We start from the raw sequence: 21,350 nt of genomic DNA on the forward strand, positions 1-21,350 counted from the left end.
ACGGACGACGGCGGCGACGATGCGCGTCTCCGTCCCGCGACCACACGAGGAGCCTCGTGTCGTTGCCCACAGCGCAGCCGCACGCGTGCGATGGCACGCGCTGCGTTGCGCCTCATCGGCGCGCAGAAGGAAGACGAGCGGTGCGGGCGCGCCTATCCCCTGACGCGCTCGCGGACCTAACCTGCAATGCGGCGACAACGTTGTCAACACGTCGCCACATGGATCTTGTAGACGATGCCGCTTTATGCGCGATTCGCTGCGAGAGGCGCCGATTTGCGCGGGATGCGCCGCCACCGGCCGCGCAGCGAACCCTTGCACCGCCCTCCGCGCGCGAGGCTTCGCTGTGTGCTGTGCGGCATGCGTCGCCGCGGGCAATCGCCCTGCCTCCTACGCTCCGCCGTGCCGCGATTCGCCACGACTACTCGGCCATGCGCGCGGCGCGTGCATGCCCCGCAAACGCATAAAAAAAGCCCCGCATCGCTGCGGGGCTCCTTTTCACTGCGTACTGCAGGTCGGCTTGCGCCGGCGCGGATCAGAAATCCATGCCGCCCATGCCGCCCATGCCGCCGCCCATGCCGCCAGCGCCGCCGGCCGGCTCGTCCTTCTTCGGCGCTTCGGCCACCATCGCTTCGGTGGTGATCATCAGGCCGGCGATCGACGCGGCGTTCTGCAGCGCCGAACGGGTCACCTTGGTCGGATCCAGGATGCCGAACTCGACCATGTCGCCGAACTCGCCGTTGGCGGCGTTGTAGCCGAAGTTGCCGGTGCCTTCCTTGACCCGGTTCAGGATCACCGACGGCTCTTCACCGGCGTTGGTGACGATCTCGCGCAGCGGCGCTTCCATCGCGCGCAGCGCGATCTGGATGCCGTGGGTCTGATCTTCGTTGGCGCCCTTCAGCTCGCCGATCGCGGTCAGCGCGCGCACCAGGGCCACACCGCCGCCCGGGACCACGCCTTCTTCCACGGCCGCACGGGTCGCGTGCAGGGCGTCTTCGACGCGCGCCTTCTTTTCCTTCATCTCGATCTCGGTCGAAGCGCCGACCTTGATCACCGCCACGCCGCCGGCCAGCTTGGCCACGCGCTCCTGCAGCTTCTCGCGGTCGTAGTCCGAAGAGGTCTCTTCGATCTGCGCCTTGATCTGCTTGATGCGCGACTCGATCGCCGAGCTGTCGCCAGCGCCGTCGATGATGGTGGTGTTCTCCTTGGAGACCTGCACCTTCTTGGCGCGGCCCAGGTCCTTGATGGTCGCCTTCTCCAGCGCCAGGCCCACTTCCTCGGAGATCACGGTGCCGCCGGTCAGGGTGGCCATGTCTTCCAGCATCGCCTTGCGACGATCGCCGAAGCCCGGCGCCTTGACCGCGACGACCTTGACGATGCCGCGGATGGTGTTGACCACCAGGGTCGCCAGCGCTTCGCCTTCGACTTCCTCAGCCACGATCAGCAGCGGCTTGCCCGACTTGGCCACGCCTTCCAGCACGGGCAGCAGGTCGCGCACGTTGGAGATCTTCTTGTCGTGCAGCAGGATGAACGGGTCGTCCAGGTCGGCCGACTGGCTCTGCTGGTTGTTGATGAAGTACGGCGACAGGTAGCCGCGGTCGAACTGCATGCCCTCGACCACGTCCAGCTCGTTGTCCAGGCCCGAGCCTTCTTCAACGGTGATGACGCCTTCCTTGCCGACCTTCTTCATCGCGTCGGCGATGATGTTGCCGATCGACTCGTCGGAGTTGGCCGAGATGGTGCCGACCTGGGCGATCGCCTTGTCGTCGGCGGTGGGCTTGCTGATCTTCTTCAGCTCGGCCACGGCGGCCTTGACGGCCTGGTCGATGCCGCGCTTGAGGTCCATCGGGTTCATGCCGGCGGCGACCGCCTTGGAACCTTCGCGGATCAGCGCCTGCGCCAGCACGGTGGCGGTGGTGGTGCCGTCGCCGGCGTTGTCGGAGGTCTTGGACGCGACTTCCTTCACCATCTGCGCGCCCATGTTCTCGAACTTGTCGGCCAGTTCGATTTCCTTGGCGACGGAGACGCCGTCCTTGGTGATGGTCGGCGCGCCGAAGCTCTTCTCGAGCACGACGTTGCGGCCCTTCGGGCCCAGGGTGGCCTTGACGGCATTGGCGAGAATGTTGACGCCGCGCACCATGCGCGAACGAGCGTCTTCACCGAAACGGATATCTTTGGCAGCCATGTGGAGTTACCTCGGGAATAGGGAATGGAGAACAGGGAATAGGGGAGTCAAAAGCGCACGATCGGGAAGGGACGGGAACCGCAGGCGGCAGAAATCGCTCTTGCCGATTCCCGATTCACCATTCCCGATTCCCGCCATCGTCAACCGACGATGGCGAGGATGTCGTCTTCGCGCAGCACCTTGTACTCGACGCCTTCGGCCTTGTAGCTGGAGCCGGCGTACTGGCCGTAGATGACCTTGTCGCCGACCTTGACCGCCGGAGCGCGGACGCTGCCGTTGTCCAGCGGCTTGCCGCTGCCGATGGCCACGATCTCGCCCTTGGTGGACTTTTCCTTGGCCGAATCCGGGATCACGATGCCGCCGGCGGAAATTTCGTCGGCTTCGATCGGCTTGACTACGACGCGGTCGTGAAGCGGCTTGATGCTCATTGAGAGAGACCCTCTTAAGTGATTGATTGGTCTAGGAAAGGCTGGCGATGTTAGCACTCGCATGTGACGACTGCCAGCAACGCTCGCGAAAAAACCCGGTACGCCGGGATGCGCAAGATGTGGTGCTGGTCGGCGCCCTTTCAAGGGCTGGCGACGAAAAAATTTCGCTTCGGCACCCTCCCGGCCGCGGAACTGGTACCCGGATTCCGCAACGCTGTCACAGGAGCAGGCTAGGCTCGCAGACCCAGGGGGGACCATCCAAAAGGAGTTGTCGATGAAGCCATCCGCCGTTGCCTTACCTCTCGCCTGTCTGCTGGCCCTGGCCGGCCACGCCCAGGCCGCCGTGTTCATCAACGAATTGCACTACGACGATGCCACCGCCGCCGGCGATACCGGCGAGGGCGTGGAGATCGTCGCCACCGCCGGCGAGAGCCTGAGCAGCTACAAGGTCTACCTGTACAACGGCAGCAGCCCCAGCGCCGCCGCCGTCTACGCCACCACCTCGGTGCCGGCCGGCAGCCTGGTCACCTGCGGCGGGCAGGTGCGCATCGCCACCGTCGGCTATGCCAGCAACGGCGTGCAGAACGGCCCCAACGACGGCCTGGCGCTGGTCGACGGCAGCGGCCAGGTGGTGCAGTTCCTCAGCTACGAGGGCGCGATCACCGGCGGCGGCGGCCCCGCCGCCGGCCTGACCAGCCAGAACCTGCCGGTCAGCGAGAGCAACAGCACCGCGGCCGGCACCTCGCTGCAGCTGCGCGGCAGCAACGGCAGCGCCGCGTCCGACTTCAGCTGGGCCGGCAGTTCGGCCAGCAGCTTCGGCGCCTGCAACAGCGGCCAGACCTTCAGCGGCGGCAGCAGCAATACCGCGCCGGCGGTGACCGCGACCACGCCAGCGCAGGGCGCCAGCAACTTCCCCGCCGCCGGCGACCTGGCGGTGACCTTCAGCGAGGCGGTGACCCTGGCCAGCGGCGCGTTCGGCCTGAGCTGCAGCCAGTCCGGCACGGTGGCGCTGAGCTACCCGAGCAGCGGCAGCCAGTTCGCGATCTCCACCAACACCGCCCTGGCCGCCGGCGAAAGCTGCAGCCTGAGCATCCTGGCGGCAAGGATCAGCGACGCCGGCGGCGCGCATCCGGCGCAGGACAGCAGCATCGCCTTCAGCGTCGCCAGCGGCAGCGGCGGCGGTACCAGCGGCTACTACTCGCGGGTCAACACCTCCAACGCCAGCCAGTTGCGCTGCTCGCTGCACGAGACGATCAAGGGCCACACCGTCTACCCGTACAGCAGCAGCTCCGGCACCAGCACCTGGACCATCCTGGAGATCGCCGACGAGGACCCGAACAACAGCGGGCGCATCCTCGACGCCTACCGCAACCGCAGCTACGCCAAGGTCACCGACCGCGCCGGCAGCGGCAGCGGGCTGAAATACAACCGCGAGCACAGCTGGCCGAACTCGCTGGGCTTCGGCACCGCCAGCGGCGACAAGGGCCTGCCCTACGCGCCGTACACCGACACGCACATGCTGTACCTGACCGACTCCACCTGGAACGCCGACCGCGGCAACAAGCCGTACGCGAACTGCGACAGCAACTGCGGCGAGCGCATCACCGAGGCCAACGCCGGCTTCGGCGGCGGCAGCGGCAGCTACCCGGGCAACTCCAACTGGGTGCGAACCCCGGACGGCAATGGCGGCAGCTTTGAAGTGTGGAACCACCGCAAGGGCGACATGGCACGCGCGGTCATGTACATGGCGATCCGCTACGAAGGCGGCACCGACGCGGCCACCGGGCAGTCCGAGCCGGATCTGGAACTGACCGACGACCGCAGCAAGATCGTGCAGACCTCGGCCTCGCCGGCCTACATGGGCCTGCTGTCGACGCTGATCGCGTGGAGCCAGCAGGATCCGCCGGACGACGCCGAGCGTGCCCGCAACGAAGTGGTGTACAGCTTCCAGGGCAACCGCAATCCGTTCATCGACCACCCGGAGTGGGCGACCTCCTCGCTGTTCACCTCGGCCAAGCCGGCGACCTGCCAGCTGCTCAACTGAGCAGGATCTCCGGCGCGCCGATCGCGGCGCGCCGGAGGGTCTGCGAACGACCCGGGTGGCCCCGGGGCCATCCGGCGTCGCCCGTACATGCAATGAAGGCTCGGCGGTAGATAGCCGCCGCTGCCGCGCGCCCCCCGGCACCGTCGCGGCCCTGCCTTCCCGCCGCCGCCACAACCACCCAACTGCCACGCCGTTCCCGCTGCGCAGCGGGTCGCTGCCGCACGGCCCAGTGCCAGGCCCGGCCAGCGCCCTCCGCGGCCGCCCCGCGCAGGCCTGCAACCGCGCGCCCGCGGGCGCGCACTCATGCCCGAACCAGGCCCGGCAAAGCCCTGCCGGCGTCCCTATACTGTCGGCCGCATGTCTTCGCCCCCACTCCGTTTGCTGTTCAGCACCTGCCCCGATCCGGCCAGCGCCGCGCGGATCGCCCAGGTCTTGGTCGAAGAACGGTTGGCCGCGTGCGTGAGCCGCCTGCCCGGCGTGCACGCCACCTATCGCTGGCAGGACGCCGTGGAGCAGGCCGAGGAAGTGCTGCTGCTGATCAAGACCGCCGCCGACCGCGTCCCCGCGTTGCAGCGGCGGCTGAGCGAACTGCACCCCTTCGACGTCCCCGAACTGATCGAGGTCGAGGTCGCCGGCGGCCTGCCCGCCTACCTGCAGTGGGTGTATGCCGAAACCCGTGAGGAACCGTAAGCCGATGACCGTGCTGCACCGTATCGCCGCCCTGTGCCTGCTGGCCCTGGCCGCCTTCCCCGCCCTGGCGATCAGCGAAAAGGATCTGCTGCCGGTCGATCAGGCCTTCGTGCTGAGCGCACAGGCGCCCGAGCGCGGCCGCATCGAACTGCACTGGAAGATCGCCAACGGCTATTACCTGTACCGGCACCGGATCGCGGTGCGGGTGCTGAGCGGCTTCAAGGCCAACCCGACCGTGCAGCTGCCGGCCGGGCACAAGAAGACCGACCCGTACTTCGGCGAGGTGGAGACCTACCGCGGCGAGTTGAACGCGGTGCAGAGCGGCGTCGCCGATCCCGCCACGACCAGCCTGCAGGTGGAGGTGCGCTACCAGGGCTGCGCCGACGCCGGCGTGTGCTATCCGCCGCAGAAGCGCGTGCTCACGGTGGCGCTGCCGGCGGCCGAGGCCGACGCAACGGCGGCCACGTCCTCGCCGCTGCCGGGCAGCGCGCCGGGCGCGGCCGGCCCAGCCGCCAAGCCGTTGTTCGGCGCCGGCGCCGGCGCCGTGCAAGGCCTGCCGCTGCCGTCGGACCAGGCGTTCGGCTTCGAAGCCATCGTCGGCGACGGCAACACCCTGCTGCTGCGCTTCACCCCCGCGCCGGGCTACTACCTGTATCGCGACCGCACCGCGCTGGCGCTGGAAGGCGCGGCCGGCATCCGCACCGGCATGCCGCGCTGGCCGCAGGGCCGCTCGCACCAGGACGAGCACTTCGGCAACGTGGTGGTGTATTTCGACCAGACCGAGGTCAGCGTGCCGCTGCAGCGCCAGCGCGCCGATGCCGCCGACGCGACCCTGGTCGCCACCTTCCAGGGCTGCCAGACCGACGGCATCTGCTATCCGCCGATGACCCGGCGGGTGAAGCTGTCGCTGCCCAAGGGCAAGCTCAGCCCGACCGACCAGGCCGAAGTGGCGCCACTGCTGGTGACGCCGCTGGACAGCCGCCAGGCCGACGCCAGCGCCGCGGCGGCCGACGCGGCCGCGCCGGTGACCGCGCCCGATGCGGCGAGCGCGCCCGATGCCTCGGTGCACAACGCCGCGCGCAGCACCGCGCCGGCGGCCGCGCCGCAGAACCTGCTGTGGGTGTTGCTGGCGGCACTGGGCGGCGGCCTGATCCTGAACCTGCTGCCGTGCGTGCTGCCGATCCTGTCGCTGAAGGTGCTGGGCCTGGCGCACAGCGGCGAAAGCCATGCGCGCGCCCGCAGCCATGCGCTGTGGTACACGCTGGGGGTGCTGGCATCCTTCGCCGTGGTCGGCGGCATCGCCGTCGCCGCGCATCTGCTGTGGGGCTTCCAGCTGCAGCGCCCGGGCTTCGTCGCGGTGCTGACCTACCTGATGTTCGCGATGGGCCTGAGCCTGTCCGGCGTGTTCACGCTCAGCGCCAACCTCGGCGGCCTCGGCCAGTCGCTGTCCTCGCGCAGCGGCCCGGTCGGCGACTTCTCCACCGGCGTGCTGGCCTGCGTGGTGTCCAGCGCCTGCGTCGGCCCGTTCATGGGCCTGGCGCTGGGCTATGCGTTCGCCGCGCCGCCGGCGATCGGCATGCTGGTGTTCCTGACCATGGGCCTGGGCCTGGCGCTGCCGTTCCTGCTGGTCGGCTTCATCCCCTCGCTGGCCAAGCGCCTGCCCACGCCCGGCCCGTGGATGGAGACGCTCAAGCAGGTGCTGGCGTTCCCGATGTACCTGACCGCGATCTGGCTGCTGTGGGTGCTGGGCAAGCAGCGCGGCGTGGATGCGGTGGCGCTGCTGCTGGTCGGCGCCACGCTGCTGGCCCTGGGCCTGTGGTGGATCGAGCGCGCGCGCTGGCGCAGCCACAAGCTCGGCTTGCGCCTGGCCTCGCTGCTGGTGCTGCTGGCGCTGCTGCCGGTATGGGGCGTGACCCGGCTGGCGCCGCCCAGCGTGACCGCAGAGCGCAACACCGTGGCCTTCTCGCCGGAGATGCTGGACCGGCTGCGCACCGACAACCGCGTGGTGTTCGTCAACATGACCGCCGACTGGTGCGTGACCTGCAAGGCCAACGAACGCAACGTGCTCGGCAGCGATGCCTTCCGCGACACGCTCAAGCGTGTCGATGCGGTGTACATGAAGGGCGACTGGACCAACGAGGACCAGCGCATCAGCGCCTTCCTCGCCGAACACAAGGCAGTGGGCGTGCCGCTGTACGTGGTCTACGGCCCGGGCGCACCGCCGACCGTGCTGCCGCCGGTGCTGAGCCAGGCGGTGGCCGAGGACGCCCTGCTGCGCGCGGCGCGATGAACGCCACGCCGCCACGCCTGCTCGCGGTGGCGGCCATCGCGGCGGCGCTGGGCGTGGCCGCCGCGCAGGTCTGGTGGCGGTCGCCGACGCCAGCGCCGCCAGCGACCGCCACCGGCAGCGCGCCGCCGGCCGGCGTTGCCGCGGCCCGCCCCGGCAATCCTGCCCCGGCGCTGCGCCTGCCCACCCTCGACGGCGGCAACCTGAGCCTGGCCCAGTTCCGCGGCCGTCCGTTGCTGGTCAATGTCTGGGCCAGCTGGTGCGAACCGTGCGTGCGCGAGATGCCGGAACTGGACCGCCTGGCACGTGCGCAGCCGGCCAACGGCCTGCAGGTGCTCGGCATCGCCCTGGACCGCCCCGAGGACGTGCGCGCATTCCTGCAGCGGGTGCCGATCGGCTACCCGATCGCGCTGGAAACCCCCGGCCCGGCCGACGCCAGCGTGCGCCTGGGCGACACCCAGGGCCTGCTGCCCTACAGCGTGCTGATCGACGCCGACGGCCGCATCGTGCGGCAGAAGCTGGGGCCATTCGCGCCGGGCGAAGCGGAGCGCTGGGCGCGGCTGCCGTAGCTGCTCGTTTGCGCAATCGGCCGTGTGCCCGTTCGCGCACTCGCCCCTGTAGGAGCGGCTTCAGCCGCGACGGGCTTTCCTGGCAATGCCTGTCGCGGCTGAAGCCGCTCCTACAAGAGATGGGGGATCGTCGCCTGGATCGGGATTGCGCTATACCGCCTGCCGCTGCGCCTTGCTGCCTGCGCCGCCGGCAGCAACCCGTGCCTGCCCCAGCGCCGCCAGTTCCGCGGCCAGACGTTGCGCCCCGGCGCGCAATTCCGGCACCGCGGTGATCTCCCACAGGCCGCCGCGCAGCAGCGGCCCCAGACAGTACAGTCCGGCGACCGGGTGGCCGCTGCCGTCGCGCACTTGCAGGCGCTCGTCCACCACCAGGCCCAGGCCCAGCGGATCGGGCTGCAGCAGGCCCGCATCGCGCATCGTCGCGATCAGCGGATGGCTGGTGCGGGCGACGTCGGTGTCCAGCCCGGTGGCGCGGATCAGCACGTCGAAGTCTTCGGTGCGCGCGCTGTTGCTGGCGCGGTCGCGGATCACCGCCTCCACCGCGCGCTCGCCCAGCCGCGCGCGCAGCAGGCGCCCGGCGCGGATGCGCAACTGGCCCTGCTGCTGCATCTGCGCCAGCGCGTTCGCGGCAGCCGGCGCCAGCCGGTGCCGCGCCGCTTCCCAGTACGGACGCAGATGGCGCAGGAACCGCGCGCGCGCCGCCGGCGCCATGCCTTTCCAGAACGGCTGCAGATGCGGGCGCAGCGCATCGACCACGCAGCGCCAGTCCTCCACCACCGTGGTCAGCTGGCGCAGGCTGCGCACCAGGCCGGCGAGGTCGTGGTTGCGCAGCGCCTGCGCCACGCTCGGCGGCAGCGTCACCGCTGCGCCCGGCTGGGCCAGGTGCGCCTGCGGCGCCAGGCCGCGCCGCGACAACGCGGTGATCGGGCCGCGATGGCCGCGGCGGCGCAGGGTCAGCGCGACATCGGCCATGGTCAGGCCGGTGCCGACCAGCAGCAGCCGCGCCTGCGGCGGCACCTCGTCCAGCACCCCGTCCTGCCACGGCCAGCCGATGTAGCGCCGGTGCACCGCCAGGCGCGGGCCGATGCCGGGCAGCGCCGCCGGCGGCAGCGCGCCGATCGCCAGCACCACCACGTCGCTGACCACGTCCTCGCCGTTGGCCAGGAAGATGCGGAAACCGTCCGGGCCGCGTTCCACCGCCACCGCCTCTTCGCTCACCCGCGCTACCTCGACCGCCGACGCGGCGAGCGCGGTGTCCAGATGCTGCTCCAGGTAGCGGCCGTACTGCAGCCGCGGCAGGAACTGCAGACGCTTCTCGGCGTCGAGCTGCAGGGCATCGGCGAAGCCGCCCGGATCCTGCGGATCCACGCCGAGATCCTTGGCGCGCACGTTCAACAGATGTTCCGGCCGCGCCGCGCCGTAGGCGATGCCGCGGCCGTAGGTGTCGGCCACGCCGATCAGGGTGATGCGACTGGCGGCGCCCTGCCTGGCCAGCGTCGCGGCCAGCACGTTGCCGCAGAATCCTGCGCCGATGATCGCAATTCGCATGGCTCGCACTCGTGGCCGGTCGGGGCGTCCTTTGTGCCCGGGATGCCGGCCGCGGGTGTAAATCGCCGGTTAATGCGCGGCACTTGGTGCATGCCGATCGGGTATCAGCACATGCGTTTGGCCCATAAGCGATGTCCGCTGGACCTTGGCGCGGGACCGCGCGATCGTCGCGCGATGCGAGGAAATCGCCAGTACGCCATGGTGCGTTTCCCGCATCGCGCGCGGATGCCCAAGAGTGGATAAGCGGGCGGCCTACTGCAGCCCTTCTTCGCTCAGCGCCTGCTGCACCGACGGCCGCGCGTGCACGCGCCGGTACCATGCCTGCAGGTTCTGCAAGGCGTCGAAGTGGATGTCCGCCTTGTAGTGCGAGGTCAGCCAGGACGCCTGGCCCCAGCCGGTCAGCGCATACAGATAGGCATCGGCCACGGTGAACGCATCGCCCATCAGGAACCGGCGCCCGGCGAGCTGCGCATCGATCCAGGCGAAGCGCTGCTCCAGCTTCGGCCGGGCGGTGTCCACGTACTGGCCGGCGAGCCGCGCGTACAGCAGGGGAATAAAGCCCTTGTGGATCTCCGTCGCCAGGAAGTTCAGCCACTCCTGCAGCCGGTAGCGCTGCATGCTGCCATTGGGCGGCACCAGACCGCGTTCCGGCGTGCGGTCGCCCAGGTATTGGACGATGGCGGGACCTTCGCGCAGCACGCTGCCGTCGTCGAGTTCGAGCGCCGGCACGTAGCCCATCGCATTGACCCGACGGAAATCCGCGCCGTCCTCGGTCAGGTGCTTGCGGTGATCGACCCGCACCAGCGTCGCCTCGAGGCCGAGCTCATGCAGCACGATATGCGGCGCGAGGGAGCAGGCGGCCGGGATGTAGTACAGCTTCATTGCGATCTCCAGAAAGTGGGCGCAGCGCTCGCGAGCGCGGCCCGACGCATTCTAGAAACCAGGTATAGAAAAGGAAGAAGGCACTATAATGTTGTCTAGGTACAAAATTTATACCTAGTGCGCGCGCACCGAGGAAGCTGCGATGAAGGACAACGTTTCCGGCTGCTCCGTGGAAGAGGCCATGCGCCTGCTCGGCGGAAGATGGCGCCTGTTGCTGGTGTCGTACCTGCTCGACGGGCCCAAGCGGTTCAACGAACTGCGCCGCGACATTCCGGCCATTTCGCAACGCATGCTGACCCTGGATCTGCGCGCCCTGGAAGAGGCGGGGCTGATCCAGCGCACCGTGTACGCCACCGTGCCGGTCAAGGTCGAATACGCGCTGACCGGGGACGGGCGTCGCCTGGAACCGGTGGTCGCGGTGATGCAGGAGTTCGGGTTGTGGGTCAAGGCGCGGTCCGCCAACTGAGCGATGCCGGCTGGGGACGGCGATGTTCGCGATCGCGGCCGCCCTGCGCTTGACCTGGAAGGACGCATGTCCGAGCCTGCGGCAGCGCACAGCGTGGCGCCGTCCTCCGCGCACGATCTCGGACCATGCAGACCGGCGGGACGGGCCAGGAGGTACACAGGCAGCGCGGAGACGACGCCCGCGTTCGCGCCCGAACTGCCAGCGGCGCGCGCCGCAGAACCAAACATCCGTTTAAAACACGCGCAACTTCGCCGAACTGGACAGTAATCCCGGCTTCGCGCAGACTGCCGCCCTTTCCGCTGCTTTGTCTTCCATGGCGCGACTGCTGCTGTTGCATGGCCCCAACCTCAACCTGCTCGGCACCCGCGAGCCGGGGGTCTATGGGCACGCGACGCTGGCGCAGATCGATGCGGCGCTGCTCGCGCAGGCCACGGCCGCCGGGCACCAGCTGGACAGCCTGCAGTCCAACGCCGAGCACGTGCTGGTGGACCGGGTGCAGGCCGCACGCGGCGACGGCACCGCCTTCATCCTGATCAACCCGGCCGCGTTCACCCACACCTCGGTGGCGCTGCGCGACGCACTGGCGGCGGTGGCGATCCCGTTCATCGAGATCCACCTGTCCAACCCGCACAGCCGCGAGCCGTTCCGCCACCACAGCTATTTCAGCGACCACGCGGTCGGCGTGATCTGCGGCTTCGGCGCCGACAGCTACCGCTACGCGATGGACGCGGCGCTGACGCGGCTGGGCGCGGACGCATGAACACCTGTCGCGCGCACCCGGCGGCGTACGCCCCTATCCGAGTTCGCCAGGCCGCGTGCCTGGTCATTTCCCGATTCACCTCAAGAGGCCGTTATGGATCTCCGTAAAATCAAGAAGCTGATCGACCTGCTGGAAGAGTCCAATCTCGCCGAGATCGAGATCAAGGAAGGCGAGGAAAGCGTGCGCCTGGCGCGCACGCCCAAGGGCATGATCGCCAGCGCCCCGCAGTACGCCGCGCCGGCCCCCGCCGCGCCGCCCGCTGCCGCGCCGATGCCGATGAGCTCGCCCACCGAGGCCTCCACCGGCGGCACCGCCAAGCCCGGCAACGCCCTGCCCGAAGGCCACGTGCTGCGCGCGCCGATGGTCGGCACGTTCTACACCTCGCCGTCGCCGGACAAGCCGGCCTTCGTCAGCGTCGGCCAGGCGGTCAAGGCCGGCGAGACCCTGGCGATCATCGAGGCGATGAAGATGTTCAACCCGATCGAAGCCGACGTCTCCGGCACCATCGTCGCGATCCTCAGCGAAAGCGGCGTGCCGGTGGAGTTCGATCAGCCGTTGTTTGTGATTGGCTGATGCGCGGGAACCGGGAATGGAGAATGGGGAATCGTCGAAGCGGCCGCACGAGCGGCTGGATGTCTGGCGCGACTCCATGGATCTGGTGGAAATGATCTACCGCCTTTCTGATGCGTTTCCGGCAACGGAACGCTTCGGATTGACGGCGCAGCTGCGCCGTGCGGCGGTCAGCATTCCCGCCAACATCGCCGAAGGCGCGGCACGCCGCTCCACTCCCGAATACCTGCGTTTCCTGTCGATCGCGCGCGGCTCGCTGTCGGAGGCAAGCACGCATCTGCAGATCGCGCGCCGGCTCGACTATACCGGCGACATCGCGGCGCTCGACGGATTGATCGATACGATCTTCGCCAAGTTGACCGCATTGATGAATGTCCTGAGCAAGCGCGGAGATTGACGATGCACGCCATCCCCCATTCCCGATTCTCCATTCCCCATTCCCGGCCTTCCCATGCTCGATAAAGTCGTCATCGCCAATCGCGGCGAAATCGCGCTGCGCATCCTGCGCGCGTGCCATACGCTCGGCATCCGCACGGTCGCGGTGCATTCCACCGTCGATCGCAACCTCAAGCACGTGGCCATGGCCGACGAGTCGGTGTGCATCGGCCCGGCGTCCTCGGCCGAGAGCTACCTCAACATCCCGGCGCTGATCGCCGCGGCCGAGGTCACCGACGCGCAGGCCATCCATCCCGGCTACGGTTTCCTGTCGGAGAACGCGGACTTCGCCGAGCGCGTGGAGCAGTCCGGCTTCATCTTCATCGGGCCCAAGGCCGACACCATCCGCCTGATGGGCGACAAGGTCGAGGCGATCCGCGCGATGAAGGCCGCCGGCGTGCCGTGCGTGCCCGGCTCGGGCGGCCCGCTGGGCGACGACATCGTCGCCAACACCAAGGTCGCGCGCGAGATCGGCTACCCGGTGATCATCAAGGCCGCTGGCGGCGGCGGCGGCCGCGGCATGCGCGTGGTGCATTCGGAGGCGGCGCTGAAGGCGGCGATCGAGACCACCAAGTCCGAAGCCAAGGCCGCTTTCAGCAACGACCAGGTGTACATGGAGAAGTTCCTGGAGAATCCGCGCCACGTGGAGATCCAGGTGCTGGCCGACGGCCAGGGCAACGCCATCCACCTGGGCGAGCGCGACTGCTCGATGCAGCGCCGCCACCAGAAGGTGGTGGAGGAAGCGCCGGCGCCGGGCATCACCGAGCAGCTGCGCAGCGAGATCGGCAAGGTCTGCGTGGACGCCTGCGTGCGCATCGGCTACCGCGGTGCCGGCACCTTCGAATTCCTGTTCGAGGACGGGCGCTTCTACTTCATCGAAATGAACACGCGCATCCAGGTCGAGCACCCGGTGACCGAGCGCATCACCGGCATCGACCTGGTCTGCGAGCAGCTGCGCATCGCCGCCGGCCACAAGCTGAGCATCAAGCAGAGCGACATCGTGCTGCGCGGCCACGCGATCGAGTGCCGCATCAACGCCGAGGACCCGGAAACCTTCATGCCCAACCCGGGCCTGATCACCGGCTTCCACCCGCCCGGCGGCCCCGGCGTGCGCGTGGATACGCACATCTACAGCGGCTACAAGGTGCCGCCGAACTACGACTCGATGATCGGCAAGCTGATCGTGCACGGCCCCGACCGCGAGACCGCGATCGCGCGCATGCGCGTGGCGCTGAGCGAGATGGTGGTGGACGGGATCAAGACCAACATCCCGCTGCAGCAGCGGATCATGCGCGACAAGGGCTTCCAGGCCGGCGGGCAGAACATCCACTACCTGGAAAAGCGCCTGGCCGAGCGCAAGAACAAGTCGATTGCGTTGGTGTGAGAGGCCGGGATTGGGGAGTCGGGAGTCGGGATTCGTAAAAATGCGGACCCGGGTCCTGATCCATTCCTGGCGATGGCAGGCGACCGGTTCCCGTCGCTGCCAGGGCGCGCCTTGGGCAAGCCTTCGCCGGATGCGCGTTGCGCGGCACAGTGCCAATCGCATCCGGCCACTTCGGCTTGCCCGCAGATGGCGTTGCAAAAGACTGCCATCGGCATCGCCGCCGCGTTTTGCGTCAGCGCTTGGCGTATTGGCTGGGCGCTTCGCCCACGTGGCGGCTGAAGGCGACGCTGAAGCTGCTGGTCGAGCCATAGCCGACGCGCTGCGCCACCTCGGCTACGCTCAATCCGTCGCGCCGCAGCAGGTCCTTGGCCACCTGCATGCGCCAGGCCAGCACGTACTCCATCGGCGGCACGCCGACGGTGCGGGCGAAACGCTCGAAGAACGTGGAGCGCGACAGCGCCGCCGCCTGCGCGAGCTCGCCCACCGTCCAGGCGTGATCGATGCGGGCATGGATCCGCGTGAGCGCCATCGCCAGCCGTTCGTCGCCCAGGCCGCGCAGCAGGCCCGGCGGCGCATTCCCCGCGGTCGTCCAGCGCAAGGCCTCGACCAGCAGCATCTCGACCAGCCGCGAAAGCACGTACTCGCTGCCCGGCTTCCTGTCGTGGTACTCCTCGCCCACCATCTGCACCAGTTGCATCAGGCGGCCGGCGCCCCGCACGTGGACCACCGCCGGCAGCAGCGAGACCAGCAGCCCGGCATGGGCGCTGTCGAACAGGAAGGCGCCGCCCAATGAGCGCATGTCCGGCGCGCCATCCGGTTCGCCGTGGCGCCGTTCGCCCTGCCCGCCGGGAACGACCTTCGGATCGATGAACACCGGCGGCGCCGGCACCAGGCTGGAGAGCGTGAACGCCGGCGTGGTCGGCAACAGCACGAAATCGCCGGCGCCGATCGTGATCGGCGGATGCCCGTCCACCGCCAGCACAGCGATGCCCTCGAGCACGATGCAGAACCCCGGCTGCCCGTACTCGGCATAGCGCACCGCCCAGTTGCCCTTGCCGCTGATGAGGTTGGCGAACACCGCGCGGGGTTGGAGCAGGCAGACAAGGTCGGAAAGTGGATCGTGCATTTCGGACTTTCGCTAAAACAAAACGGATTCCGCATTATCGATCATCCGATGCGGCTGACCTATCGTTTCCTCCCGAGTCCACTCACTCCTGGAGAACGCAATGCAGACCGTCCTGATCACTGGCTGCTCCTCCGGCTACGGCCTGGAAACCGCGCGCCACTTCCTGGCCCAAGGCTGGAACGTCGTCGCCAGCATGCGCCAGCCGCACCCGGCGCTGCTGCCGGCCTCGCCCGACCTGCGCCTGCTGGCGCTGGACGTGACCCAGCCCGACAGCATCGCGCTGGCGCTGGAAGCGGCCGGCCCCATCGACGTGCTTGTCAACAACGCCGGCATCGGGCTGTTCGGGGCGTTCGAGGCCACGCCGATGGCGACCGTGCGCGAGGTGTTCGAGACCAACACCTTCGGCGTCATGGCGATGTGCCAGGCCGCGATTCCGCGGTTTCGCCAGCGCGGCGCGGGCGTCATCGTCAACGTGACCTCCAGCGCCACGCTGGCGCCGTTCCCGCTGGTGGCCGCTTACACGGCGAGCAAGACCGCGGTGCAGGGCTTCACCGCGTCGCTGCGCCACGAACTCCAGGCGTTCGGCCTGCGGGTCAAGCTGGTGGAGCCCGGCTACGGCCCGTCCACCCGGTTCACCGCCAACGGGCAGCAGCGCATGCAGGGCCTGATCCCGGACGCCTACGCGCCGTTTGCCCGCGAAGTGTTCTCGAGCCTGGGCCAACCGACAGCGGTGACCATGGCCAGCGACGTCGCCCAGGCGATCTGGGACGCCGCCAACGACGCCAGCGACCGCCTGCATTACCCCGCCGGCGCCGACGCCCTGGCCCTGTCCGCGCAGCCGGCGCCCGCCAAGGAGCGCTGATCACCAAGCTGCAAGACCTCACGGGAACCGCAAACCCGCCTTTGCGAATCCCAAATCCCGAATCCCCAATCCCGGCTACTTCGCCTGCTGCGTCCCCGGCACCGGTTCGGCGCCCAGGGTCGAGGTCGGGCTGACGATCATCACCGTCTCGGTCGAGCCATCCGGCCACACGATCTGGAAGGTGCTGCCCGGGCTCAGGGTGGAGAACGGCATGCCGCTGCGCGCGCGGTAGATCGCCGCCACCTGCGCGGCACCGGCGCGGCGCAGGTCCGGGTCGGCGTGCGCGGTGGTCAGCTCGACCTTGGACAGGCCGCGGTAGCGCTGCTCGGCCGTGTCGATCAGCAGCAAGCCGGCCGCCGCCGCCGAATAGGCGACCAGGGCCAGCACCCAGAACCAGAACTTGGCGCCGTGCAGCCATCGCCGGTAATTCATGACCCCGCTCCTCTCGCCGTCGTATCCACCAGCCGGTTGACCATCTCGTTCATCGTGTCCGTACCTTGCCGCGGCACCGCGGCGTCGTAAACAAAACTGCTGAAATCCTGGGTCGGGTCCTGCGAGCAGATCCCGCCGTTGGCGCAATAGCGGGTCATCAACTCGCTGTTCGGGCCGCAATCCAGCCCCAGCCGGCAGGCGGCCAGCTGCCAGGCCAGTTCGGTGAAGGCGGTGCCGGCGATGCGCTCGTCCAGGCTGTCGTCGCCGCTGGCGGCCAGGCCCATCGCCGGCGCCAGCGCCATGTACGCATCCGGATCGCCGGAGGCGCGCACCCGTTCGACCAGGTCGCGCTTGTAGCCGGCCGAGGACTGCAGCGGCTGCCCCAGCGTCAGCAGCGCCGCCTCCGCGGCCAGGTTGCCGCCGCGCGCGGCCTGCACGCGCTGGGCGACGATGGCCTGGCGGGTCAGGCCGTCGCCGGGCACGAAGCCGGCGCAGCGGCGGCCGACCCGCGCGCGCGCAGCGACCATCCGCCCCGAGGTCGGCAGTTGCGCCGCATCGATCGCGCGGGTGTCGGCGGCATAGCCGGCCGGATTCATCGCATAACCGGCGCAATAATCGTAGATGCGGCTGAGCAGCCAGGACGCATCGGCATCGCCCTGCGCGGCGGCGGCGGACAGCTGCTGCGCGGTGCGGTACAGGTCGGGACTGCGTTCCAGCGCGGTGCGCCGGTCGGGCGACGCCGCCGACAATAGCTGAACCGAGGTGGGCCTGCGCTGGTCCTGCGCCGGCACGCCCACGGTCGCCGGGGTGGCCGCGGCGGCACCCGCGCTCACCGGCAGCGCCGGTGCCGCCGCCAGCAGCACCGCGCGATAGCCGACCACGCCCAGCAGCAGCGCAGCGGGCGCCAGCAACAGCCAGGTTTTGCGGGACACGGCGAAGGGCATGCGCGTAGGCGATCGGGGCAGCAGGCGACGAGGGCGGCCGCGTCCGCTGGAACCGGGGGCCGCCGCAATGTCGCAGTCTAGCGCAGCCGATGGCGGGCCATGGCAGACAATGGCGCCCGCGGTCACGTCGCGCGCGGCCGGCGCCGGGCCGGGCCGCCGCCGCGGTCGTCTAAGATGCGCGGTCACTCCTCCTCGTGCCCGACCGATGCCGTTCCTCGAACTGACTGTGCGCTGCACCGATGCCACCCAGCCCCGCTACGAGAACGCGCTGGAGGACGTCGGCGCGCTGGCGGTCACCCTGCTCGACGCCGAGGCCGACACCAGCAACGAGCGCGCGATCCTGGAACCGGGGGTCGGCGAGACCCCGCTATGGGGCACGCTGGTGCTCAGCGCGCTGTTCCCCGCCGAACAGGACGCGTTGCTGCTGCTGGCCGCGCTGGAAGCGTTCGATCCGGGACTGGACTGGGCCCAGGCCACGTTCCGCAAGGTCGACGACCAGGACTGGGAACGCGCCTGGCTGGACCAGTTCCAGCCGATGCGCTTCGGCACCCGCACCTTCATCGTGCCGTGGAACCACGAGCTGCCGGAAGAAGCGCGCGGCGCCGATGCCGCGGTGGTGCGGCTGGACCCGGGCCTGGCGTTCGGTTCCGGCACCCACCCGACCACCGCGCTGTGCCTGCGCTGGCTCGACGGCCTGGCCGCCGACGGCGCGCTGGGGCAGGCGCGCGTGCTCGATTTCGGCTGCGGCTCCGGGATCCTGGCGCTGGCCGCGCTGAAGCTGGGCGCTGCGGCGGCGGTGGGCGTGGACAACGATCCGCAGGCGCTGCTGGCCACGCACGACAACGCCGAGCGCAATGACGTCGGCGCGCGCCTGGCGGTGCACCTGCCGGCCGACGAGCCGGTGGCCACCTATCCGGTGGTGGTCGCCAACATCCTGGCCTCGGCGCTGGACGCGCTGGCGCCGACCCTGGCCGAACGCGTCGCGCCGGGCGGGCGCATCGCCCTGTCCGGGATCCTGCATGGCCAGGAACAGGAGCTGTTGCAGCGCTACGCACCGTGGTTCGAGCACTTGCGCACGGAGCAGGACGGCGACTGGATGCGCATCGACGGCGTGCGCCGCGCCTGAGTCCGCGGACCGGCGGGTCCGCTCACGCGGTCGCGCCGGATCCAGCGCTCACCCGCGGCCTGCGGCCAGGCTGCGGATCGCCGCGGTCAGCAAGGCCGCCTCGGCATGGATCGCCAGCACCCGGGTCCGCGGCCGCCAGCCCTGCGCGCGCAGGCGGCGCTCGTGCCAGCGATGGCCGCGCCGCGCCCGCGGCAGCCGCCAGGCCAGTTCCAGCAGCACGCCGATCAGCGCCGACGCGCCCAGCGCCTGCACCAGCGCCACCCAGCCCGCGGCGTGCACCAGCAGCCACAGCGGCGCCGGCACCCGCGACGGCGGCGCGGGCGGATACGGCAGCGCGAACACCTGCCATGACCAGCCCTGCCTGACCGCGCGGCGACCGTCGCCGGCATCGGCCCAGATCCGGTAGCGGTGTGCGCCGATCCCCGGCGGCGGCCGCGGGCGGCGGCGCGCGCGCAATGGCGCGAGCGCGAAACGGGGGTGCTGGGCGTCTTGCAGCGGGGCATCCTGCATGTGCATCGGCGCGTCCTGGTCCATGGCAGCGGGTCGGGCGGCGGCGGCAGAGACGGCGCGGACGATGCGGCGTCTTCACTGCGCACAGCCATCGTCGACGACAGTATCAACAACAAAGTGCTCATTGAAAGCCGTACGAACCAACTTTCCCAGTCGGCGCGGCTATATCTCGCCTCCCCCGCGGAGGTGAGCGTGAGCAGCAGGTTGTACGAACGGGTGCGCGAAGCGCGCAAGCTGACCGGCCTCACCCAGGAAGCGCTCGCGCTCGACCTGTCGGTGACCCGCAGCGCCGTGGCGCAGTGGGAGATGGCCGACGGCACCGCGCCGGCGGTGGAGCACCTGATCGCCCTGGCCCGCCGCAGCGGGCTGACCTTCGAATACCTGGCCACCGGCCGCGGCGAACGCGTGTTCGGCGAACCGCTGTCCGTCGCCGAGGAAGCCGCGCACTACCGGCAACTGTCCGACCAGCAGGCACGCCTGCTCGACAGCTTCGAGACCCTGAGCCCACGCCAGCGCGCCGGCCTGCTGGACCTGATCGGCGCCGGCAAGCACCGGCGCTGAGCGGGGCGGGCGCCGCCGCCCGGCGTTCCTGTAGGAGCGGCTTCAGCCGCGACAGGAACTTGCCGAAGGTGCCTGTCGCGGCTGAAGCCGCTCCTACAGAAGGCCATGACCGCGCTGCAGCCCGCTCCCGCGCGTGCTTGAATAGGGTTCTCGTTGCCGCCGTCGCCTTCACGCATGCCCGATCCCACCCCGCCCCGCCCCAGTCTCGCGACCCTGCTGCGCCAGCCCCAGCGGCCGGCGCCGGAACAGGCCGATGGCGCCGCGCCGGCCGGTCCCGCGGCGGACGCGGCGGCCAGCCCCGCCGAGACGGGCGACACCGGTGGCGGCGCGACGCCGCGTGCCGATGCCGCCGGCGCGCCACTGTCCACGCCTGCGCCGGTGTCGATGGCGGAGACGGACGCCTCGCGCGCCGCCGGGGCCTCCGCAACGCCGCCCGCTTCGGTGAGCGGCGAGTCGATCGCGCCTGGCGTACTCGAACTGCAGTCGGAGCCGGAATCGGAGCTGGCGCCGCCGGCGCAGGAACCGGAACCCAGCGCCGCCGCCACCGCAACCGCCGCCGCTCCCAGCTTCACGCAGCCCAGCGCGCCCCGCCGGCCGGTGCTGCGCGCCGCGCCCTGGCAGTGGATCGCGCTGGTCGGGCTGGGCCTGCTGCTGGCGCTGCAGATCCTGGTCGCCGACCGCCAACGGCTGGGCGCCGACGCGCGCTGGCGGCCGTGGGTGGCCGGCGTGTGCCAGGCGCTGCGCTGCAGCCTGCCGCCGTGGCGCGAGCCGAGCGCGTTCACCATGCTCAGCCGCGAAGTGCGGCCGCTGCCCGGACGCGCCGGTACCCTGCAGATCCAGGCCACCTTCCGCAACGACGCGCGCTGGGCGCAGGCCTGGCCGCTGCTGCAGCTGTCGCTGGCCGATGCCGACGGCCGCACCATCGGCAGCCGCGTGCTGCGCCCGGAGGAGTACCTGGGCCGCACCCGCCCGGATGCGGCGACGCTGGCGCCCGGACAGAGCGCGCAGGTGGCGTTCCAGGTGCGCGAACCGGCCGCGGGAACCGCGGCATTCAGTTTCGACTTCCACTGAAACGCTGTGACACCACGATCCGCCATGGCAGCGAGGCAGGCCACGCGCTAGACTCGTCCCCCCGCGCCGGCCCTCCGCCCTCCGGCGCCGCCGTCATCCGGGGACCCGCCGAACTTGAACGCTGCCACCACTCGTCCTGACTCCAGTCGCGGCGCGCCGAAGCCGCCGCTGCGCGAACACGTGGCGCAGTCCGTGCGCCGCTACCTGCGCGACCTCGATGGCTGCGACGCCGACGACGTGTACGAGATCGTGCTGCGCGAGATGGAGATCCCGTTGTTCGTGGAAGTGCTCAACCACTGCGAAGGCAACCAGAGCCGCGCCGCGGCGATGCTGGGCATCCATCGCGCCACGCTGCGCAAGAAGTTGAAGGAATACGGGTTGGCTTGAGAGCCGGGATTCGGGATTCGGGATTCGGGATTCGGACTGCAGGATTACGTCTGCGCGCAAATCCGCTGTCAGACCGCTGATAAAAA

At 70.1% G+C, this 21,350-nt stretch carries 22 protein-coding genes; 14 read left to right on the plus strand and 8 right to left on the minus strand.

Annotated features, from left to right (window positions below):
* Nucleotides 1-532 precede the first annotated feature (532 nt).
* Together groL and AB8810_RS21235 are read right to left on the minus strand one after the other, a co-directional pair.
* Nucleotides 533-2,182 (minus strand): chaperonin GroEL, encoded by a 1,650-nt coding sequence (groL, locus tag AB8810_RS21230; protein WP_179569051.1) that lies wholly within the window; start codon nt 2,180-2,182, stop codon nt 533-535.
* A 140-nt stretch (nt 2,183-2,322) separates the two neighbouring features.
* Nucleotides 2,323-2,610 (minus strand): co-chaperone GroES, encoded by a 288-nt coding sequence (locus AB8810_RS21235; RefSeq protein ID WP_003470504.1) that lies wholly within the window; start codon nt 2,608-2,610, stop codon nt 2,323-2,325.
* 274 nt (nt 2,611-2,884) lie between these two features.
* Between AB8810_RS21235 and AB8810_RS21240 the strand changes: the two genes are divergently transcribed.
* The 4 genes from AB8810_RS21240 (at nt 2,885) to AB8810_RS21255 (ending at nt 8,200) form a co-directional block, all read left to right on the plus strand.
* Nucleotides 2,885-4,654 carry an endonuclease gene (locus tag AB8810_RS21240; protein ID WP_369914812.1) on the plus strand — a complete coding sequence of 590 codons (1,770 nt, stop codon included), beginning with the start codon at nt 2,885-2,887 and terminating at the stop codon, nt 4,652-4,654.
* 357 nt (nt 4,655-5,011) lie between these two features.
* Nucleotides 5,012-5,344, plus strand: a complete 333-nt coding sequence (gene cutA / locus AB8810_RS21245; RefSeq protein ID WP_179569055.1) for a divalent-cation tolerance protein CutA — start codon at nt 5,012-5,014, stop codon at nt 5,342-5,344.
* Nucleotides 5,345-5,348: 4 nt separating this feature from the next.
* A complete protein-coding gene (locus tag AB8810_RS21250; RefSeq protein ID WP_369914813.1) occupies nt 5,349-7,634 on the plus strand; it encodes a protein-disulfide reductase DsbD family protein in 2,286 nt (761 codons plus the stop codon).
* Nucleotides 7,631-8,200, plus strand: a complete 570-nt coding sequence (locus AB8810_RS21255) for a TlpA family protein disulfide reductase (protein WP_369914814.1) — start codon at nt 7,631-7,633, stop codon at nt 8,198-8,200. Before AB8810_RS21250 ends, AB8810_RS21255 begins: the two co-directional genes overlap by 4 nt.
* Nucleotides 8,201-8,350: 150 nt before the next feature.
* Here the strand turns inward: AB8810_RS21255 and AB8810_RS21260 are convergent, their stop codons facing one another.
* The gene (locus AB8810_RS21260) at nt 8,351-9,748 is read right to left on the minus strand and encodes an FAD/NAD(P)-binding protein (protein WP_369914815.1); all 1,398 of its coding nucleotides are present in this window, start codon (nt 9,746-9,748) and stop codon (nt 8,351-8,353) included.
* A 252-nt stretch (nt 9,749-10,000) separates the two neighbouring features.
* Nucleotides 10,001-10,630 (minus strand): glutathione transferase GstA, encoded by a 630-nt coding sequence (gene gstA, locus AB8810_RS21265; RefSeq protein ID WP_179569063.1) that lies wholly within the window; start codon nt 10,628-10,630, stop codon nt 10,001-10,003.
* Between the two features lie 142 nt (nt 10,631-10,772).
* Here gstA and AB8810_RS21270 point away from each other — a divergent pair, with 142 nt between their 5' ends.
* The 5 genes from AB8810_RS21270 to accC all read left to right on the plus strand — a co-directional run bounded on the left by AB8810_RS21270 (nt 10,773) and on the right by accC (nt 14,245).
* Nucleotides 10,773-11,096 (plus strand): helix-turn-helix domain-containing protein, encoded by a 324-nt coding sequence (locus AB8810_RS21270; RefSeq protein ID WP_206230239.1) that lies wholly within the window; start codon nt 10,773-10,775, stop codon nt 11,094-11,096.
* A 313-nt stretch (nt 11,097-11,409) separates the two neighbouring features.
* Complete coding sequence (gene aroQ, locus AB8810_RS21275) at nt 11,410-11,856, plus strand: type II 3-dehydroquinate dehydratase (RefSeq protein WP_369914816.1); 447 nt, start codon at nt 11,410-11,412, stop codon at nt 11,854-11,856.
* A gap of 93 nt (nt 11,857-11,949) precedes the next feature.
* Nucleotides 11,950-12,429, plus strand: a complete 480-nt coding sequence (gene accB, locus AB8810_RS21280) for an acetyl-CoA carboxylase biotin carboxyl carrier protein (protein ID WP_179569069.1) — start codon at nt 11,950-11,952, stop codon at nt 12,427-12,429.
* Nucleotides 12,430-12,445: 16 nt separating this feature from the next.
* The gene (locus tag AB8810_RS21285) at nt 12,446-12,823 is read left to right on the plus strand and encodes a four helix bundle protein (protein WP_228320097.1); all 378 of its coding nucleotides are present in this window, start codon (nt 12,446-12,448) and stop codon (nt 12,821-12,823) included.
* A 54-nt stretch (nt 12,824-12,877) separates the two neighbouring features.
* Nucleotides 12,878-14,245, plus strand: coding sequence for an acetyl-CoA carboxylase biotin carboxylase subunit (gene accC / locus AB8810_RS21290; RefSeq protein ID WP_179569073.1), 1,368 nt, complete (start codon nt 12,878-12,880; stop codon nt 14,243-14,245).
* Nucleotides 14,246-14,477: 232 nt separating this feature from the next.
* Here accC and AB8810_RS21295 read toward each other — a convergent pair whose 3' ends face one another.
* Complete coding sequence (locus AB8810_RS21295) at nt 14,478-15,371, minus strand: AraC family transcriptional regulator (protein ID WP_369914817.1); 894 nt, start codon at nt 15,369-15,371, stop codon at nt 14,478-14,480.
* Nucleotides 15,372-15,471: 100 nt separating this feature from the next.
* Here AB8810_RS21295 and AB8810_RS21300 point away from each other — a divergent pair, with 100 nt between their 5' ends.
* A complete protein-coding gene (locus tag AB8810_RS21300) occupies nt 15,472-16,233 on the plus strand; it encodes an SDR family oxidoreductase (protein WP_369914818.1) in 762 nt (253 codons plus the stop codon).
* Between the two features lie 75 nt (nt 16,234-16,308).
* Here the strand turns inward: AB8810_RS21300 and AB8810_RS21305 are convergent, their stop codons facing one another.
* On the minus strand, nt 16,309-16,665 hold the full coding sequence (locus AB8810_RS21305; protein WP_179569078.1) for a hypothetical protein: 357 nt from the start codon (nt 16,663-16,665) through the stop codon (nt 16,309-16,311).
* Nucleotides 16,662-17,609, minus strand: a complete 948-nt coding sequence (locus AB8810_RS21310) for a hypothetical protein (protein ID WP_369914819.1) — start codon at nt 17,607-17,609, stop codon at nt 16,662-16,664. Before AB8810_RS21310 ends, AB8810_RS21305 begins: the two co-directional genes overlap by 4 nt.
* Before the next feature lie 205 nt (nt 17,610-17,814).
* Between AB8810_RS21310 and prmA the strand changes: the two genes are divergently transcribed.
* A complete protein-coding gene (prmA, locus tag AB8810_RS21315; protein ID WP_206259778.1) occupies nt 17,815-18,735 on the plus strand; it encodes a 50S ribosomal protein L11 methyltransferase in 921 nt (306 codons plus the stop codon).
* Nucleotides 18,736-18,783: 48 nt separating this feature from the next.
* Here prmA and AB8810_RS21320 read toward each other — a convergent pair whose 3' ends face one another.
* Entirely contained in the window at nt 18,784-19,251 is a 468-nt protein-coding gene (locus AB8810_RS21320) for a hypothetical protein (protein ID WP_206259777.1), read from the minus strand.
* Nucleotides 19,252-19,437: 186 nt separating this feature from the next.
* Here AB8810_RS21320 and AB8810_RS21325 point away from each other — a divergent pair, with 186 nt between their 5' ends.
* From AB8810_RS21325 to fis, 3 genes are all read left to right on the plus strand, one after another.
* On the plus strand, nt 19,438-19,806 hold the full coding sequence (locus tag AB8810_RS21325; RefSeq protein ID WP_179569086.1) for a helix-turn-helix transcriptional regulator: 369 nt from the start codon (nt 19,438-19,440) through the stop codon (nt 19,804-19,806).
* A 174-nt stretch (nt 19,807-19,980) separates the two neighbouring features.
* Nucleotides 19,981-20,877 (plus strand): DUF3426 domain-containing protein, encoded by an 897-nt coding sequence (locus AB8810_RS21330; RefSeq protein ID WP_369914820.1) that lies wholly within the window; start codon nt 19,981-19,983, stop codon nt 20,875-20,877.
* 114 nt (nt 20,878-20,991) lie between these two features.
* Complete coding sequence (gene fis, locus AB8810_RS21335) at nt 20,992-21,264, plus strand: DNA-binding transcriptional regulator Fis (RefSeq protein WP_003471008.1); 273 nt, start codon at nt 20,992-20,994, stop codon at nt 21,262-21,264.
* The last annotated feature ends 86 nt before the right edge of the window (nt 21,265-21,350 follow it).

Origin of the sequence: Xanthomonas sp. NCPPB 3005 (genome assembly GCF_041228095.2) — a bacterium.
GTDB lineage: Bacteria > Pseudomonadota > Gammaproteobacteria > Xanthomonadales > Xanthomonadaceae > Xanthomonas_A > Xanthomonas_A bonasiae.

Coding starts and splice junctions, on each gene's coding strand:
- AB8810_RS21305 (WP_179569078.1), bottom strand. CDS start 16,665: ATGAATTACCGGCGATGGCTGCACGGCGCCAAGTTCTGGTTCTGGGTG.
- AB8810_RS21285 (WP_228320097.1), top strand. CDS start 12,446: ATGGAGAATGGGGAATCGTCGAAGCGGCCGCACGAGCGGCTGGATGTC.
- AB8810_RS21295 (WP_369914817.1), bottom strand. CDS start 15,371: ATGCACGATCCACTTTCCGACCTTGTCTGCCTGCTCCAACCCCGCGCG.
- AB8810_RS21320 (WP_206259777.1), bottom strand. CDS start 19,251: ATGCACATGCAGGATGCCCCGCTGCAAGACGCCCAGCACCCCCGTTTC.
- AB8810_RS21330 (WP_369914820.1), top strand. CDS start 19,981: ATGCCCGATCCCACCCCGCCCCGCCCCAGTCTCGCGACCCTGCTGCGC.
- accB (WP_179569069.1), top strand. CDS start 11,950: ATGGATCTCCGTAAAATCAAGAAGCTGATCGACCTGCTGGAAGAGTCC.
- accC (WP_179569073.1), top strand. CDS start 12,878: ATGCTCGATAAAGTCGTCATCGCCAATCGCGGCGAAATCGCGCTGCGC.
- gstA (WP_179569063.1), bottom strand. CDS start 10,630: ATGAAGCTGTACTACATCCCGGCCGCCTGCTCCCTCGCGCCGCATATC.
- prmA (WP_206259778.1), top strand. CDS start 17,815: ATGCCGTTCCTCGAACTGACTGTGCGCTGCACCGATGCCACCCAGCCC.
- AB8810_RS21260 (WP_369914815.1), bottom strand. CDS start 9,748: ATGCGAATTGCGATCATCGGCGCAGGATTCTGCGGCAACGTGCTGGCC.
- aroQ (WP_369914816.1), top strand. CDS start 11,410: ATGGCGCGACTGCTGCTGTTGCATGGCCCCAACCTCAACCTGCTCGGC.
- AB8810_RS21240 (WP_369914812.1), top strand. CDS start 2,885: ATGAAGCCATCCGCCGTTGCCTTACCTCTCGCCTGTCTGCTGGCCCTG.
- groL (WP_179569051.1), bottom strand. CDS start 2,182: ATGGCTGCCAAAGATATCCGTTTCGGTGAAGACGCTCGTTCGCGCATG.
- AB8810_RS21270 (WP_206230239.1), top strand. CDS start 10,773: ATGAAGGACAACGTTTCCGGCTGCTCCGTGGAAGAGGCCATGCGCCTG.
- cutA (WP_179569055.1), top strand. CDS start 5,012: ATGTCTTCGCCCCCACTCCGTTTGCTGTTCAGCACCTGCCCCGATCCG.
- AB8810_RS21300 (WP_369914818.1), top strand. CDS start 15,472: ATGCAGACCGTCCTGATCACTGGCTGCTCCTCCGGCTACGGCCTGGAA.
- AB8810_RS21255 (WP_369914814.1), top strand. CDS start 7,631: ATGAACGCCACGCCGCCACGCCTGCTCGCGGTGGCGGCCATCGCGGCG.
- AB8810_RS21250 (WP_369914813.1), top strand. CDS start 5,349: ATGACCGTGCTGCACCGTATCGCCGCCCTGTGCCTGCTGGCCCTGGCC.
- AB8810_RS21235 (WP_003470504.1), bottom strand. CDS start 2,610: ATGAGCATCAAGCCGCTTCACGACCGCGTCGTAGTCAAGCCGATCGAA.
- AB8810_RS21310 (WP_369914819.1), bottom strand. CDS start 17,609: ATGCCCTTCGCCGTGTCCCGCAAAACCTGGCTGTTGCTGGCGCCCGCT.